This window comes from Klebsiella sp. CN_Kp075, from assembly GCF_040065055.2.
Classification (GTDB): Bacteria; Pseudomonadota; Gammaproteobacteria; order Enterobacterales; family Enterobacteriaceae; genus Klebsiella; species Klebsiella aerogenes.
Genome location: NZ_CM198050.1, coordinates 1,281,264 through 1,296,957 on the forward strand (window position 1 = coordinate 1,281,264; position 15,694 = coordinate 1,296,957).

A 15,694-nucleotide genomic window follows, 5' to 3' on the forward strand; every position below is an offset into this window, starting at 1 on the left:
GTAAGGCATAATTAACTCTAAATATGAAGAATATACGTAACTTTTCGATCATCGCTCACATCGACCACGGTAAGTCGACGCTGTCTGACCGTATCATCCAGATTTGCGGTGGCCTTTCTGATCGCGAAATGGCGGCCCAGGTTCTGGACTCCATGGACCTTGAACGTGAGCGTGGCATTACCATCAAGGCGCAGAGCGTCACCCTGGATTACAAAGCCAGCGATGGCGAAACCTATCAGCTCAACTTTATCGACACCCCGGGCCACGTTGACTTCTCCTATGAAGTATCGCGCTCCCTGGCGGCGTGCGAAGGCGCGCTGCTGGTGGTTGACGCCGGGCAGGGCGTAGAAGCCCAGACTCTGGCGAACTGCTATACCGCGATGGAAATGGACCTCGAAGTCGTCCCGGTTCTTAACAAGATCGACCTGCCTGCAGCCGACCCTGAGCGCGTAGCGGACGAGATTGAAGATATCGTCGGTATCGACGCTCACGACGCGGTTCGCTGCTCGGCGAAAACTGGTGTTGGCGTGCCGGATGTGCTGGAACGTCTGGTACGCGATATTCCGCCGCCGGAAGGCGATCCGGACGCGCCGCTGCAGGCGCTGATTATCGACTCCTGGTTCGATAACTATTTAGGCGTCGTGTCGCTGGTGCGTATTAAAAACGGCACCATGCGCAAAGGCGACAAAATTAAGGTGATGAGCACCGGTCAGGTCTATAACGCCGACCGTCTGGGCATCTTCACCCCGAAACAGGTTGACCGTACCGAACTGAAATGCGGCGAGGTAGGCTGGCTGGTTTGCGCCATTAAAGACATCCTCGGCGCGCCGGTGGGCGATACCCTGACCGCGGCGCGTAATCCAGCGGATAAAGCGCTGCCGGGCTTCAAAAAAGTGAAGCCGCAGGTCTACGCCGGTCTGTTCCCGGTGAGCTCTGATGACTATGAGAACTTCCGCGATGCGCTGGGTAAACTGAGTCTGAACGATGCTTCCTTGTTCTACGAGCCGGAAAGCTCAACGGCGCTGGGCTTTGGCTTCCGCTGCGGCTTCCTCGGTCTGCTGCACATGGAAATCATTCAGGAGCGTCTGGAGCGTGAATACGATCTGGATCTGATTACCACCGCGCCGACGGTAGTCTATGAAGTAGAAACCACCTCTAAAGAGGTTATCTACGTCGATAGTCCATCGAAGCTGCCGCCGCTGAATAATATTCAGGAACTGCGTGAGCCGATCGCTGAATGTCACATGCTGCTGCCGCAGGAGTTCCTCGGCAACGTGATTACCTTGTGTATCGAGAAACGCGGCGTGCAAACCAACATGGTTTACCACGGCAAACAGGTTGCGCTGACCTATGAAATCCCGATGGCGGAAGTGGTCCTCGATTTCTTCGACCGTCTGAAGTCGACCTCCCGCGGCTATGCGTCGCTGGATTACAACTTCAAGCGCTTCCAGGCTTCCAACATGGTGCGTGTCGACGTGCTGATCAACGGTGAGCGCGTCGATGCGCTGGCGTTAATTACGCACAACGACAACGCGCCGTATCGTGGCCGCGAGCTGGTCGAGAAGATGAAAGAGCTGATCCCGCGTCAGCAGTTCGATATCGCGATTCAGGCGGCTATTGGTAACCACATTATCGCGCGCTCTACCGTGAAACAGCTGCGTAAAAACGTCCTGGCGAAATGCTACGGCGGCGACGTCAGCCGTAAGAAAAAGCTGCTGCAGAAGCAGAAAGAAGGTAAGAAGCGTATGAAACAGGTTGGTAACGTTGAACTGCCGCAGGAAGCGTTCCTCGCCATTCTGCACGTTGGTAAAGACGGCAAATAATCTAAGGAGTTGGCATGGCGAACATGTTTGCCCTGATTCTGGTCATTGCGACCCTTGTGACAGGGCTGTTGTGGTGTCTGGATAAGTTCATATTCGCACCAAAACGTCGTGAACGTCAGGCCGCTGCTCAGGCAGCGACTGGCGATCAGCTGGACAAGAAAACGCTGAAGAAGGTTGGCCCAAAACCGGGCTGGCTGGAAACCGGCGCCTCGATCTTCCCGGTGCTGGCGATTGTGCTGATTGTGCGTTCGTTTATCTATGAGCCGTTCCAGATCCCGTCAGGTTCGATGATGCCGACTCTGCTGATTGGCGATTTTATCCTGGTGGAGAAATTCGCCTACGGCATTAAAGATCCGATCTACCAGAAAACGCTGATCGAAACCGGCCATCCGAAGCGTGGCGACATCGTGGTGTTTAAATATCCGGAAGATCCGCGCCTTGACTACATCAAGCGTGCGGTTGGTCTGCCGGGGGATAAAGTCACTTACGATCCGGTGGCTAAGCAGGTGACGATTGAGCCTGGCTGCGCGTCGGGCCAGGCATGCGGGAGCGCCTTGCCGATCACCTACTCAAACGTTGAGCCGAGCGATTTCGTTCAGACCTTCTCCCGTCGCAACGGCGGTGAAGCCACCAGCGGTTTCTGGCAGCTGCCAAAAGGCGAAACCAAAGCCGACGGTATTCGTCTGACCGAGCGCAAAGAGACGCTGGGCGAAGTGACCCACCGTATTCTGACGGTACCTATCGCTCAGGATCAGGTGGGGATGTACTATCGTCAGTCCGGTCAGCCGCTGGCGACATGGGTCGTTCCGCCGGGTGAATACTTCATGATGGGTGACAACCGCGACAACAGCGCCGACAGCCGTTACTGGGGCTTCGTGCCGGAAGCGAACCTGGTGGGTAAAGCCACCGCCATCTGGATGAGCTTCGAAAAACAGGAAGGTGAGTGGCCAACCGGCGTACGTTTATCGCGCATCGGCGGCATCCACTAATTCCTCGTCTTAATTCGCGCTGCCGGTGCAATAATGGCAGCGCGAATTATTTAGTATTTAAATCCATCCAAACTAACGACATCCCTTGTCGTTGCGTATAGAATATCCCCCCGAAGTTTTTGGTTGTCTCTCGAAAGAGTGACACTGCACACGAAACCGCGTTGGTTAGTTTCTGCCCTTATATATCAAGGGTATGTATGCTCAGGTCGGTTTCGTGTGCTGCATCTTTGACGCATTCATTTATTGGTAACGCATGAACCCCATCGTAATTAATCGGCTTCAACGAAAGCTGGGCTACACTTTTGTTCATCAGGAGCTGTTGCAACAGGCATTAACTCACCGCAGTGCCAGCAGCAAACACAACGAGCGTCTCGAGTTTTTAGGCGACTCTATTTTAAGTTTCGTGATCGCCAATGCGCTCTATCATCGTTTCCCGCGGGTAGACGAAGGGGATATGAGCCGTATGCGCGCGACGCTGGTGCGAGGCAATACGCTGGCGGAAATCGCCCGCGAATTTGAACTGGGCGAGTGCCTGCGCCTTGGGCCTGGCGAGCTGAAGAGCGGCGGTTTTCGTCGCGAATCGATTCTGGCTGACACCGTAGAAGCCTTAATCGGCGGGGTTTTCCTCGACAGCGATATTCAAAATGTTGAACGCTTAATCCTCTCCTGGTACCAGACTCGTCTGGATGAAATCAGCCCGGGCGATAAGCAAAAGGATCCGAAGACTCGTCTGCAGGAGTATCTGCAGGGGCGTCATCTGCCGCTGCCGTCCTACCTGGTCGTCCAGGTTCGCGGCGAAGCGCACGATCAGGAATTTACTATCCACTGCCAGGTCAGTGGCCTGAGTGAACCGGTGGTTGGCACAGGTTCCAGCCGTCGTAAGGCGGAGCAGGCTGCCGCCGAACAGGCGCTGAAAAAACTGGAGCTGGAATGAGCGAAGAAAAAAGTTATTGCGGATTTGTCGCCATCGTTGGTCGTCCAAACGTTGGCAAATCCACGCTGTTGAACAAGCTGCTTGGGCAGAAGATTTCGATCACTTCCCGTAAAGCGCAGACTACCCGTCACCGCATCGTCGGTATCCATACCGAAGGGCCGTATCAGGCGATTTATGTTGATACCCCGGGCCTGCATATGGAAGAGAAGCGCGCGATTAACCGCTTAATGAACAAAGCGGCCAGCAGCTCGATTGGCGACGTGGAACTGGTTATCTTTGTCGTTGAAGGTACCCGCTGGACGCAAGATGACGAGATGGTGCTGAACAAGCTGCGCGATGCGCGCGCGCCGGTGATTCTGGCCGTCAACAAAGTTGATAACGTGCAGGAAAAAGCGGATCTGCTGCCGCATTTGCAGTTCCTTGCCAGCCAGATGAACTTCCTCGACATCGTGCCGATTTCTGCGGAAACCGGCACCAACGTTGATACTATCGCGTCGATCGTACGTAAACATCTGCCGGAAGCGATTCATCACTTCCCGGAAGATTACATTACCGACCGTTCCCAGCGTTTCATGGCTTCCGAGATCATCCGCGAAAAGCTGATGCGTTTCCTGGGCGCTGAACTGCCGTACTCCGTGACCGTCGAAATTGAACGTTTCGTGAGCAATGAACGCGGCGGCTACGACATCAACGGCCTGATCCTCGTCGAGCGTGAAGGGCAGAAGAAGATGGTAATTGGCAACAAAGGCGCCAAAATCAAAACCATCGGCATCGAAGCGCGTAAAGACATGCAAGAGATGTTTGAAGCGCCTGTGCACCTCGAACTGTGGGTCAAAGTGAAATCCGGCTGGGCCGATGACGAGCGCGCGCTGCGCAGTCTCGGTTACGTTGACGACCTCTGAGTTAACGCAACGTGGATGGATGGCAGCGCGCCTTTGTCCTGCATAGCCGACCGTGGAGCGAAACCAGTCTGATGCTGGACGTCTTCACGGAAGAGTCCGGTCGCGTGCGCCTGGTTGCCAAAGGCGCACGCTCCAAACGCTCTAATCTCAAGGGCGCTTTACAGCCCTTCACCCCCTTACTGGTTCGTTTCGGCGGCCGCGGCGAAGTCAAAACCCTTCGCAGCGCGGAAGCCGTCTCGCTGGCGCTGCCGCTTAGCGGCATCACGCTCTACAGCGGTCTTTACGTAAACGAGCTCATCTCCCGCGTGCTTGAGCACGAAACGCGCTTCTCCGAACTCTTTTTCGACTACCTGCACTGCATCCAGGCGCTTGCCGGGGCCAGCGGTTCGCCGGAGCCCGCGCTGCGGCGCTTTGAGCTGGCGCTGCTCGGGCACCTGGGCTATGGCGTGGATTTCCTCCACTGTGCCGGCAGCGGCGACCCGGTGGATGACACCATGACCTACCGCTATCGCGAAGAAAAAGGCTTTATCGCCAGCCTGGTGATTGATAACAGCACGTTTACCGGGCACCATTTGAAAGCGTTGGCTAGCCGCGAGTTTCCGGATGTAGATACGCTGCGCGCCGCGAAGCGCTTTACCCGCATCGCCCTGAAGCCGTATCTTGGAGGGAAACCGCTCAAGAGCCGGGAATTGTTTCGCCAGTTTATGCCCGCGCGAAAGGCGCGAGCCGATAATACGAATAATGATTAACGAGGATTGTCATGGCTGAATTACTGTTAGGGGTCAATATTGACCACATTGCGACATTGCGTAACGCGCGCGGTACCGCTTATCCGGATCCGGTGCAGGCGGCTTTTATTGCAGAACAGGCCGGCGCCGATGGTATTACCGTGCACCTGCGCGAAGACCGCCGCCATATCACCGATCGTGACGTGCGCATCCTGCGCCAGACGTTGCATACCCGAATGAATCTCGAAATGGCGGTTACCGAAGAGATGCTGGCGATTGCCTGCGAGACAAAACCGCACTTCTGCTGTCTGGTGCCGGAGAAGCGTCAGGAAGTGACCACCGAGGGTGGACTGGATGTTGCCGGGCAGCGCGATAAGATGCGCGACGCCTGTAAGCGCCTGGCGGATGCCGGTATTCTGGTCTCCCTGTTTATTGACGCCGATGATGAGCAGATCAAAGCGGCTGCCGACGTGGGCGCGCCGTATATTGAAATCCACACCGGCTGCTACGCCGATGCCAAAACCGATGCCGAACAGGCTAAAGAGCTTGAGCGTATCGCCAAAGCGGCGACCTATGCCGCCAGCCTTGGACTGAAGGTGAACGCCGGTCACGGTCTGACCTATCACAACGTGAAAGCCATTGCCGCCTTGCCGGAAATGCACGAACTGAATATCGGCCATGCCATTATTGGTCGCGCAGTGATGAGCGGTCTGAAAGAGGCTGTCGCGGAAATGAAACGCCTGATGCTGGAAGCGCGCGGCTAATGGCGATTCTCGGGCTGGGTACCGACATCGTCGAAATCGCCCGCATCGAAGCGGTGATCGCCCGTAGCGGCGATCGCCTGGCTCGCCGGGTGCTGAGCGATCACGAATGGAGCATTTGGGAGCAGCATCAGCAGCCGGTGCGTTTTCTGGCAAAACGCTTTGCGGTCAAAGAAGCGGCGGCGAAAGCGCTCGGAACCGGTATTCGCAACGGCCTGGCGTTTAATCAGTTCGAAGTTTTCAACGATGAATTAGGCAAGCCGAAACTGCGGCTATGGGGCGAAGCAAAGCTATTGGCTGAACGGATGGGGGTAAGCGTTATTCACGTCACTCTCGCCGATGAACGCCACTATGCCTGCGCCACGGTGATCGTCGAAAGCTAAACCCGCGGTTAAAGCTTATCCGCGTGATGCATGAGCACGAATTTATCCCACAACTGTTCTTCATTCTCGACGTGCGCCGGATCTTTGAGAATAGTATTCGGGATCGGGCACACTTTCTGGCAGGTTGGCGTGTCGTAGTGACCCACACACTCGGTGCAGCGGTCGCTGTTAATCTCATAAATGCTATCGCCCATCGAAATGGCCTCATTCGGGCACTCCGGCTCGCACATATCGCAATTGATGCATTTTTTGGTGATTAACAGCGCCATCAGGAAAATCTCAGAAACAACACAAACAGGGCGGGCATTATACGCCCATTTTCTACTCAGACCAGCTTTTTCACCAGCGCTTCGCTAGCGTCTATATTTATAACCCCGTTGAGCCTGAATATGTACCTGGTACATTTATTAACTTGCTTGTTGTACCCCGTACACTTATGATGATTTTATAATCATGATACGCAGGATGCGGTATGTACACTTTTATTGAGCTGCAGGGTTTCAGTAAACGGCGTCAGGCGCTTCTACCGGATGACGAGTTTCGCGTTTTTCAGGAGGTGTTGATTGAGGATCCTGAGGCTGGCGATACCATCGCAGGGACAGGGGGATTTCGAAAAATTCGCTGGAGCCGACCGGGGATGGGCAAGCGTGGCGGGGTGAGAATTATTTATTACAATGTGACGCGTAAAGGGCGAATTTACCTGGCATTGGTCTATCCCAAAAATGAGCTGGATGATTTAACGGAAGAACAAAAGAAGATGCTGAAACAGTTATCCGCTATGCTGGAATAACGCTGAGTTTCTATCACTCCACGGGACCACGTTGTCAGTGGTGCCCACGAGGGCGATGAGGTACAGATGAAAGACGAATTATTTGCCGATCTGCTGGCCAGTGCAGAAGAAATGGTGAGAATTGAAAAAGGTGAGCAAACCCCTGAGCCGCAGCATGTTCACACTTTTAGCCCGATCGATGTGAAAGCTATTCGCGAAGCGACGGGGTTAAAACAGCAGGATTTTGCTCTCGCCGTAGGCGTTAGCTATGACTTAGTTAAAAGCTGGGAAACTAAACGGCGTCAGCCAACCGGGGCGCCGCGAAAATTGCTGCTTTTATTACAGCTCAATCCTTTTATTATCAATCAGCTCAAAACAATCTAATGTTTGTGGGCATCGCCAGATGCCCATTTTCTACTCAGACCAGCTTTTTCACCAGCGCTTCGCTATGGCGTATCCGTTCCGGCGCGTGTTCGAGATCTTGCTGCACCAGCGCCATAAAGAGGAGATCGGTGAGCATCATTTGCGCGCTGGTGGAGGAGATCGCCGCGCTGCGCGTCGCCTGCTCTTCAGCAATAGTGTAGAGACACTGCGAAGCCTGCTGCTGCAAGGCGTTGGGAGTAAACCCGGTGATCGCGAGGATCTTGCTGCCAACGCGTAGCGCTTCAGCAGCCGCCATATTGATCTCGCGGCGTTCGCCGGAATAGGAGATAGCCAGCAGCAGATCGTCCGCCGACATCGCCTGCACCGTTGCCAGCAGCGCATGCATATCCTGCTCGGCGACGGCGTTGATGCCAATTTTCATTAACTTCCAGCTAAAATTGCGCGCCACCAGCCCGGAGGCGCCGATACCGGTAATGATTACCCGGCGAGCATCGCGCAGCAGAGTCACCGCCTCCAGGAGTTTCTCTTCGCTGTTGACGTCCAGCGAGGCGTGCATCGCCGCGATGTTATCTTTGATCAACTTTTCGCCCACCAGACGCAGCGGATCGTCGCCGCGGATTTGGTTGTGTACCGGCACCGAGTGCGGGTCCGGACTGCTGGCCAGCGCTTCGCTGAGCGCCAGTTTTAATGCCGGAAAGCCTTTGAATCCCATTTTCTGCGCGAACTTCACCACGCTGGACTGGCTGACTCCCGCTTCGCCCGCCAGCTGCTGCGAGCTGAGATGGCGGGTTTGATCCGGCTGAGCCAGAATAAAGTCAGCAAGTTTTTTGTCGCTCGCCGCCAGCGACGGGTAACGTTGGCGGATGCGGATTAAACAGTTCATGGCTTCTCCGAAGGAGGGCGTTAGCGGCGAAAAGAATTTTGTATTCGATTATAAGTGGAATAATACGAATTAAAAATTCTGCTGTGAAGAATTATGCGAACGGGTCAGATTCTGAATCTTACCTCAACCACGGCAGACAATTTCGCGCTCGTCGCGGCAAGCCTGTTAAGCTATCGACATCGCCAGGAAAATCCGTACCAGAAAGGAGTTCGGTTTGAACAGTAACGCGCGACGAGTCGTGTTTTTCGATCTTGATGGCACATTGCACCAGCAGGATATGTTCGGCAGCTTTATTCGTTATCTTTTACGTCGTCAGCCGCTCAACGTGCTGGCAGTGGCGGCCTTGTCGCCAGTAGTACTGCTGGGGCTGTTGGTTAACGGTCGCGCGGCGCGCTGGCCGATGAGCCTGCTGCTGTGGGCTGCTACCTGCGGGCGGCGTGAAAGCCATCTTAAGCGTCTGGAGGCGGCGTTCGTTAGCTGGTTTCGCCAGCACGTGACCGCCTTTCCGGTGGTGCAGGGCCGGCTAAACGACTATTTAACCAGTACTGATGCCGACGTCTGGCTGATTACCGGCTCACCGCAGTCGCTGGTGGAACAGGTCTATGCCGATACGCTTTGGCTGCCGCGCGTAAAACTTATCGCCAGCCGCATGAGCCGTCGTCGCGGCGGCTGGGTGCTGACGCTGCGTTGCCTGGGCCATGAGAAAGTAGCGCAGCTGGAACAGCGGATCGGCGCGCCGCTACGTTTATACAGCGGCTATAGCGATAGCGAGCAGGATAACCCGCTACTCTGTTTTTGCCAGCACCGCTGGCGGGTCACGCCGCAGGGCGATCTCCAGCAGCTCGAATAATTCCGCTGCTGGCGAATTATTTGGGTGATATATAGCGCCCATGTATAATGCGCCCCGCTTTTTCTGCAGGAGTGCCGCTGTGTCTGACCACGAATTTAACGATGAATACTGGATGCGCCATGCGCTGACGTTGGCGAAACGCGCCTGGGAAGAGGGCGAGGTGCCGGTGGGCGCTGTGCTGGTGCATAACAATCAGGTCATCGGCGAGGGATGGAACCGGCCGATTGGCCGTCACGACCCCACAGCCCATGCCGAAATAATGGCGCTGCGTCAGGGTGGACTGGTTCTGCAGAACTATCGTTTAATTGATGCCACGCTGTACGTCACGCTGGAGCCCTGTGTGATGTGCGCCGGGGCGATGGTGCATAGTCGCATCTCGCGGCTGGTGTTCGGCGCCCGCGATGCTAAAACCGGCGCGGCCGGGTCGTTAATCGATGTGCTGCATCATCCGGGGATGAACCACCGCGTTGAAATTACCGAGGGAATTCTGGCTGAGTCTTGCTCCACGATGCTGAGCGATTTCTTCCGCTGGCGGCGGGAAGAGAAAAAAGCGTTGAAAAGAGCGCGGCAGGACGAGGGCTAACGTCCTGCTGTCGGCAACTTTAGTTTAACGTTGTCGACAAGCTTTTCGCCGCGGAATCTAAAGAAGGGCATCGCATACTCTTTATGCTCGCCATCGAGTTCTTCCGGCGTGACGGCTGGATAATCTTCAGCAATCGCCATCTCCTGCGCCGCTTTCCTTTCCTGTTCAGACAAATATCCAACCAGGCTGATATGGTACTTACGAATATTTTCCACGTAGGCGTAGGCCTCATGGCCGCGGGCGTAGCCATATTTTAAGCGGCTGTAGTAGGGCTTCTGGCTCAGCAATGGCAGACGCTGCTTAACGTCGGACCAGCTGTTCGGGTTGCCTTTTTGTTTTTTAGTCAGCGCCATCGCGTCAAGCATATGCGCGTAGCCCATGTTATAAGCCGCCAGCGCAAACCAGATCCGCTCCTCTTTCGGGATCGAGTCCGGCACTTTGGCCATCATATCCTGCAGATAGCGCATACCGCCGTCTAGGCTCTGTTCGGCATCGGTACGGTCGGTCAAACCTAAACTTTGGGCGGTATTGCGGGTTAGCATCATCATGCCGCGCACCCCGGTCGGCGAGGTGGCCTGCGGGTCCCAGTGCGACTCCTGCCAGGCAATCGCCGCCAGCAGTCGCCAGTCGATCTGCCGGGCGTATTTCTCAAACAGCGGCTTCAGATCCGGCAGCGTATTTTGCACCGCGCGCAGGAAGGTGCGGGTATCAACATAGTCGAAGTCGTTGCCGTGGCCGAGATACTTCTCTTCCAGGCGGGCGAGAGTGCCGTCTTCGTTCATACTATTAAAGAAATCGAGCATGGCTGCCGATAATGAATTGTCTTCGCTTTTTTCGCTAAACCAGGTGACCGGCTGTTCATCGCTGATATCGAGCGCCACAGCCAGCTCCGGATGCACGCGCTGGAACAGGCTGACGGCGACGGAATCGGCGACGGTATATTCCAGCGTACCGTCGATGACCGCCTGCATCAGGGCGGTGGTGCCGCGTTTTTCATCGACGCGCCAGTTGAGGTCCGGATATTTGCTCTCCTTCAGCGCCTGCAGGTCGTTAAGGGCGACGTGGCCTGGGGCGATGGCGAGCTGTTCGGCGTTAATCCCGGCCAGCGTGCGCGGGCGATTACCGCCAACGCGATAGACCAACTGCTGCGAAACGGAATAATAGGTAGGGCCTGCCTGATAGTTCTTCACCCGCTCGGTGTTATAGACCAGCCCGGCGGCCAGCATATCGGTTTTACCGGCATCGAGATCGTCGAACAACTGGCTGATATTCTGCCGCACGGTGACTTTCAGCTTCACCCCAAGGTAATCGGCGAAGCGTTTCGCCAGCTCGTAATCGAGACCGTAGTCTTTGTTGTTGATGGCGGCATAGGTCAGCGGCGAGTTAATGGTACTCACGCGCAGTTCGCCGCGGGCAATGATCCCGGCCACGCGGTTCTCCGGTTTTCCCATCCACGGCAAAGACGGCCACAGCGCCGCCGCCAACAAAAGGGTGACGACGCCGATCAGCAGATAATTAATCTTTAATTTTTTCAAATAGTTAATTTTCTGCAGCGTGGAGTTCCTCAGCTGGGTATATCCGGAAAAAGTAAAAGGTTGCCGTAAGTTGAGCGGCATTTTGCTTAAGAATGCGCCAGTTGGCAACTTATTCGCGATTCATGTCACATTTATTGATAAAACTGATGAATCATTTTATTTCTACGCAAACGGTTTCGTCGGGGCTCAGGATTCTCTATAATGGCCGCCGTTTCCCCCTGGCTCACCTTGAAAGCTTCGAAGACGAGAGACTTATGATGGATATTTTGCGTGGTTCACCTGCACTGTCGGCATTCCGTATCAACAAACTGCTGGCACGTTTTCAGGCGGCCAACCTGCCGGTTAGCACCTTATACGCGGAGTATGTTCACTTTGCCGACCTGAGCGCCCCGCTAAGCGATGAGGAGCGCGAAAGACTGGTCAGACTGCTCAAATATGGCCCAAGCCTCAGCAGCCATACGCCAACCGGTAAATTACTGCTCGTCACCCCTCGCCCCGGCACTATCTCTCCCTGGTCCTCCAAAGCTACCGACATCGCCCATAACTGCGGTTTATCGCAGGTCGTGCGGCTGGAGCGCGGCGTGGCGTACTACGTTGAAGCACAGGGTCTGAGCGATGCGCAGTGGGACGCCGTTGCGGCGGAACTGCACGATCGCATGATGGAGAGCGTTTTCACTGAGCTGGAAGAGGGAGAGAAGCTGTTTGTTCACCATCAGCCGACGCCAGTGACCAGCGTAGACCTGCTGGGCCAGGGACGTCAGGCGCTGATTGACGCCAACCTCCGTCTGGGGCTGGCGCTGGCCGATGACGAAATCGACTACCTGCAGGACGCATTCGTTAAACTTGGCCGCAATCCGAACGACATCGAGCTGTATATGTTCGCGCAGGCCAACTCGGAACATTGCCGCCACAAAATTTTTAACGCCGACTGGATTATCGACGGCCAAAAACAGCCGAAGTCGCTGTTTAAAATGATCAAAAACACCTTCGAGAAAAACCCGGAATATGTGCTGTCTGCCTATAAAGACAACGCCGCGGTAATGGAAGGTTCCGAAGTCGGCCGCTATTTCGCCGACTATCAGACCGGGCGCTATGACTTCCATCAGGAGCCGGCGCACATTCTGATGAAAGTTGAAACCCACAACCACCCGACGGCAATTTCGCCGTGGCCAGGGGCCGCGACCGGTTCCGGCGGCGAGATCCGCGACGAAGGCGCAACCGGACGCGGCGCGAAGCCGAAAGCGGGCCTGGTCGGCTTCTCGGTTTCTAACCTGCGTATTCCGGGCTTTGAGCAGCCGTGGGAAGAGGATTTCGGTAAACCTGAGCGTATCGTGACCGCGCTGGATATCATGACCGAAGGCCCGCTGGGCGGCGCGGCGTTTAACAACGAATTTGGTCGTCCGGCGCTGAATGGCTATTTCCGTACCTATGAAGAGAAAGTGACCAGCCACAATGGCGAAGAGCTGCGCGGCTATCACAAACCGATCATGCTGGCGGGCGGTATTGGCAACATCCGCGGCGAGCACGTCCAGAAGGGCGAAATCACCGTTGGCGCCAAGCTTATCGTGCTGGGTGGCCCGGCGATGAACATCGGTCTCGGCGGCGGCGCGGCGTCATCCATGGCTTCCGGCCAGTCTGATGCCGATCTGGATTTTGCCTCCGTACAGCGCGACAACCCGGAAATGGAGCGCCGCTGTCAGGAAGTGATCGACCGCTGCTGGCAGCTGGGCGATGCGAACCCGATTCTGTTTATCCACGACGTTGGCGCGGGCGGTCTCTCTAACGCCATGCCGGAGCTGGTGAGCGATGGCGGCCGCGGCGGGAATTTCCAGCTGCGCGATATCCTCAGCGATGAGCCGGGAATGAGTCCGCTGGAGATCTGGTGTAACGAATCCCAGGAACGTTATGTTCTGGCGGTCGCGCCGGAACAGCTGCCGCTGTTTGAAGAGCTGTGCCGCCGCGAGCGCGCGCCTTACGCGGTGATCGGCGAAGCCACGGCGGAGCAACACCTTAGCCTGAGCGACAGCCACTTTAACGATCGGCCGATCGACCTGCCGCTGGACGTCCTGCTCGGCAAAACGCCGAAAATGACGCGTGACGTGCAAACGCTGAAAGCGCAGGGCAGTGAGCTGGATCGTCAACCAATGACGATTGCCGATGCGGTTAACCGCGTGCTGCATCTGCCGACGGTGGCCGAGAAAACCTTCCTCGTGACCATCGGCGACCGCACCGTGACCGGTATGGTAGCGCGCGATCAGATGGTAGGACCGTGGCAGATCCCGGTCGCTAACTGCGCGGTGACCACTGCCAGCCTCGATAGCTACTACGGCGAAGCGATGGCGATGGGCGAACGCGCGCCGGTTGCGCTGCTCGACTTTGCCGCCTCAGCCCGTCTGGCGGTCGGCGAGGCGTTGACAAACATCGCCGCTACGCAGATTGGCGAACTCAACCGCGTCAAACTGTCGGCAAACTGGATGGCGGCAGCCGGTCACCCGGGTGAAGACGCCGGTCTGTATGAAGCAGTAAAAGCGGTCGGTGAAGAACTCTGTCCGGCGCTGGGCCTGACTATCCCGGTGGGCAAAGACTCAATGTCGATGAAAACCCGCTGGCAGGAAGGCAGCGAGCAGCGCGAAATGACCTCGCCGCTGTCGCTGGTTATCTCCGCGTTTGCCCGCGTTGAAGACGTGCGCGGCACCGTGACCCCGCAGCTCTCTACGGAAGACAACGCCCTGCTGCTGATCGATCTCGGCAAAGGGCGTAACGCGCTGGGCGCCACCGCGCTGGCGCAGGTCTATCGTCAGCTAGGCGACCAGCCGGCCGACGTGCGTGATGTCGCGCAGCTGAAAGGCTTCTGGGACGCGATGCAGGCGCTGGTGGCGCAGCGTAAGCTGCTGGCTTACCACGACCGCTCCGATGGCGGCTTGTTAGTGACGCTGGCGGAAATGGCTTTTGCCGGTCACTGCGGCGTAACTGCCGATATCGCCGCGCTGGGCGACGACCGTCTGGCTGCGTTGTTCAACGAAGAATTGGGCGCGGTGATTCAGGTTCGCGCCGCGGATTGCGAAGCGGTAGAAGCGCTGCTGGCGATGAATGGTCTGGCAGATTGCGTGCACTACTTAGGCCAGGCGACGGCGGGGGATCGTTTTGTTATCACCGCCGACGGTCAGCCGCTGTTCAGCGAAAGCCGCACCACGCTGCGTATGTGGTGGGCGGAAACCACCTGGCAGATGCAGCGTCTGCGCGATAATCCGGAGTGCGCCGATCAGGAGCACCAGGCGAAGTCTAACGATAGCGACCCGGGTCTTAACGTTAAGCTGTCGTTTGATATCAATGAAGATGTTGCCGCACCGTTTATTGCGACCGGCGCGCGCCCGAAAGTGGCCGTGCTGCGCGAGCAGGGGGTTAACTCCCATGTTGAAATGGCCGCCGCTTTCCATCGCGCCGGCTTCGACGCCATCGATGTGCATATGAGCGATCTGCTGGCGGGTCGTACCGGTCTTGGCGACTTCCATGCGCTGGTGGCCTGCGGCGGCTTCTCCTACGGTGACGTACTGGGGGCAGGCGAAGGTTGGGCGAAATCGATTCTGTTCAACGAACGCGTACGCGATGAGTTCGCCACTTTCTTCCACCGCCCGCAGACGCTGGCGCTGGGCGTGTGTAACGGTTGTCAGATGATGTCCAATCTGCGTGAACTGATCCCTGGCAGCGACCTGTGGCCGCGCTTCGTACGCAACCACTCTGACCGCTTTGAAGCGCGTTTCAGCCTGGTTGAAGTTACCCAAAGCCCATCGCTGCTGTTGCAGGGGATGGCCGGTTCGATGATGCCGATTGCCGTTTCGCACGGCGAAGGGCAGGTGGAAGTTCGTGATAGCGCGCATCTGGCTCAGCTTGAAAGCAAAGGCCTGGTGGCGCTGCGCTTCGTCGATAACTTCGGCAAAGTGACGCAAACCTATCCGGCGAACCCGAACGGCTCGGTGAACGGCATTACCGCAGTGACCAGCGAAAGCGGTCGCGCGACGATCATGATGCCGCACCCAGAACGCGTATTCCGTACCGTCAGCAACTCCTGGCACCCGGAAAACTGGGGTGAAGACAGCCCATGGATGCGCATCTTCCGCAACGCGCGTAAGCAACTGGGTTAATACCGTTTACGTAACGCGTTGTTGATAA

Annotated in this window: 15 protein-coding genes; 12 read left to right on the forward strand and 3 right to left on the reverse strand. The window is 56.5% G+C overall.

Going from position 1 to position 15,694, the window contains the following annotated elements; genetic code table 11:
• The first annotated feature begins 23 nt into the window (after nucleotides 1–23).
• From lepA to acpS, 7 genes are all read left to right on the forward strand, one after another.
• The gene (gene lepA, locus ABLV78_RS06180) at nucleotides 24–1,823 is read left to right on the forward strand and encodes a translation elongation factor 4 (protein WP_008803765.1); all 1,800 of its coding nucleotides are present in this window, start codon (nucleotides 24–26) and stop codon (nucleotides 1,821–1,823) included.
• A gap of 14 nt (nucleotides 1,824–1,837) precedes the next feature.
• Nucleotides 1,838–2,812 carry a signal peptidase I gene (gene lepB, locus ABLV78_RS06185; RefSeq protein WP_045392778.1) on the forward strand — a complete coding sequence of 325 codons (975 nt, stop codon included), beginning with the start codon at nucleotides 1,838–1,840 and terminating at the stop codon, nucleotides 2,810–2,812.
• Nucleotides 2,813–3,065: 253 nt separating this feature from the next.
• Entirely contained in the window at nucleotides 3,066–3,746 is a 681-nt protein-coding gene (rnc, locus tag ABLV78_RS06190; protein ID WP_020078171.1) for a ribonuclease III, read from the forward strand.
• Nucleotides 3,743–4,648: a GTPase Era gene (era, locus tag ABLV78_RS06195; protein ID WP_015370290.1), complete on the forward strand. Its 906-nt coding sequence runs from the start codon at nucleotides 3,743–3,745 to the stop codon at nucleotides 4,646–4,648. The genes rnc and era overlap by 4 nt, the downstream gene beginning before the upstream one ends.
• Before the next feature lie 11 nt (nucleotides 4,649–4,659).
• Entirely contained in the window at nucleotides 4,660–5,397 is a 738-nt protein-coding gene (gene recO / locus ABLV78_RS06200) for a DNA repair protein RecO (RefSeq protein WP_015370291.1), read from the forward strand.
• A gap of 11 nt (nucleotides 5,398–5,408) precedes the next feature.
• Nucleotides 5,409–6,140, forward strand: a complete 732-nt coding sequence (gene pdxJ / locus ABLV78_RS06205; RefSeq protein WP_032715172.1) for a pyridoxine 5'-phosphate synthase — start codon at nucleotides 5,409–5,411, stop codon at nucleotides 6,138–6,140.
• On the forward strand, nucleotides 6,140–6,520 hold the full coding sequence (gene acpS, locus ABLV78_RS06210; RefSeq protein WP_045392774.1) for a holo-ACP synthase: 381 nt from the start codon (nucleotides 6,140–6,142) through the stop codon (nucleotides 6,518–6,520). The genes pdxJ and acpS overlap by 1 nt, the downstream gene beginning before the upstream one ends.
• An 8-nt stretch (nucleotides 6,521–6,528) precedes the next feature.
• Here acpS and ABLV78_RS06215 read toward each other — a convergent pair whose 3' ends face one another.
• A complete protein-coding gene (locus ABLV78_RS06215) occupies nucleotides 6,529–6,789 on the reverse strand; it encodes a YfhL family 4Fe-4S dicluster ferredoxin (protein WP_047043379.1) in 261 nt (86 codons plus the stop codon).
• A gap of 203 nt (nucleotides 6,790–6,992) precedes the next feature.
• Between ABLV78_RS06215 and ABLV78_RS06220 the strand changes: the two genes are divergently transcribed.
• A complete protein-coding gene (locus ABLV78_RS06220) occupies nucleotides 6,993–7,310 on the forward strand; it encodes a type II toxin-antitoxin system RelE/ParE family toxin (RefSeq protein WP_045392772.1) in 318 nt (105 codons plus the stop codon).
• A 66-nt stretch (nucleotides 7,311–7,376) separates the two neighbouring features.
• The gene (gene nadS, locus ABLV78_RS06225) at nucleotides 7,377–7,673 is read left to right on the forward strand and encodes a NadS family protein (protein WP_045392770.1); all 297 of its coding nucleotides are present in this window, start codon (nucleotides 7,377–7,379) and stop codon (nucleotides 7,671–7,673) included.
• A gap of 34 nt (nucleotides 7,674–7,707) precedes the next feature.
• On the opposite strand, the gene ABLV78_RS06230 is transcribed toward nadS, so the two are convergent.
• Nucleotides 7,708–8,556, reverse strand: a complete 849-nt coding sequence (locus tag ABLV78_RS06230) for a MurR/RpiR family transcriptional regulator (RefSeq protein WP_047043382.1) — start codon at nucleotides 8,554–8,556, stop codon at nucleotides 7,708–7,710.
• A 238-nt stretch (nucleotides 8,557–8,794) separates the two neighbouring features.
• Between ABLV78_RS06230 and yfhb the strand changes: the two genes are divergently transcribed.
• The gene (yfhb, locus tag ABLV78_RS06235) at nucleotides 8,795–9,406 is read left to right on the forward strand and encodes a phosphatidylglycerophosphatase C (RefSeq protein ID WP_213293137.1); all 612 of its coding nucleotides are present in this window, start codon (nucleotides 8,795–8,797) and stop codon (nucleotides 9,404–9,406) included.
• A gap of 79 nt (nucleotides 9,407–9,485) precedes the next feature.
• Entirely contained in the window at nucleotides 9,486–9,989 is a 504-nt protein-coding gene (gene tadA, locus ABLV78_RS06240) for a tRNA adenosine(34) deaminase TadA (RefSeq protein WP_045392764.1), read from the forward strand.
• Here the strand turns inward: tadA and mltF are convergent.
• Nucleotides 9,986–11,605 (reverse strand): membrane-bound lytic murein transglycosylase MltF, encoded by a 1,620-nt coding sequence (gene mltF, locus ABLV78_RS06245; protein WP_047043386.1) that lies wholly within the window; start codon nucleotides 11,603–11,605, stop codon nucleotides 9,986–9,988. The genes tadA and mltF overlap by 4 nt on opposite strands.
• 173 nt (nucleotides 11,606–11,778) lie before the next feature.
• On the opposite strand from mltF, the gene purL reads away from it, so the two are divergent.
• Nucleotides 11,779–15,666: a phosphoribosylformylglycinamidine synthase gene (purL, locus tag ABLV78_RS06250; protein WP_047043389.1), complete on the forward strand. Its 3,888-nt coding sequence runs from the start codon at nucleotides 11,779–11,781 to the stop codon at nucleotides 15,664–15,666.
• Nucleotides 15,667–15,694: the final 28 nt, after the last annotated feature.

Bases quoted from the DNA above. Each gene is read 5' to 3' on its own strand.
- acpS (WP_045392774.1), top strand. From the start codon at position 6,140: ATGGCGATTCTCGGGCTGGGTACCGACATCGTCGAAATCGCCCGCATC.
- lepA (WP_008803765.1), top strand. From the start codon at position 24: ATGAAGAATATACGTAACTTTTCGATCATCGCTCACATCGACCACGGT.
- rnc (WP_020078171.1), top strand. From the start codon at position 3,066: ATGAACCCCATCGTAATTAATCGGCTTCAACGAAAGCTGGGCTACACT.
- ABLV78_RS06215 (WP_047043379.1), bottom strand. From the start codon at position 6,789: ATGGCGCTGTTAATCACCAAAAAATGCATCAATTGCGATATGTGCGAG.
- lepB (WP_045392778.1), top strand. From the start codon at position 1,838: ATGGCGAACATGTTTGCCCTGATTCTGGTCATTGCGACCCTTGTGACA.
- nadS (WP_045392770.1), top strand. From the start codon at position 7,377: ATGAAAGACGAATTATTTGCCGATCTGCTGGCCAGTGCAGAAGAAATG.
- purL (WP_047043389.1), top strand. From the start codon at position 11,779: ATGATGGATATTTTGCGTGGTTCACCTGCACTGTCGGCATTCCGTATC.
- ABLV78_RS06220 (WP_045392772.1), top strand. From the start codon at position 6,993: ATGTACACTTTTATTGAGCTGCAGGGTTTCAGTAAACGGCGTCAGGCG.
- mltF (WP_047043386.1), bottom strand. From the start codon at position 11,605: ATGCCGCTCAACTTACGGCAACCTTTTACTTTTTCCGGATATACCCAG.
- ABLV78_RS06230 (WP_047043382.1), bottom strand. From the start codon at position 8,556: ATGAACTGTTTAATCCGCATCCGCCAACGTTACCCGTCGCTGGCGGCG.
- era (WP_015370290.1), top strand. From the start codon at position 3,743: ATGAGCGAAGAAAAAAGTTATTGCGGATTTGTCGCCATCGTTGGTCGT.
- pdxJ (WP_032715172.1), top strand. From the start codon at position 5,409: ATGGCTGAATTACTGTTAGGGGTCAATATTGACCACATTGCGACATTG.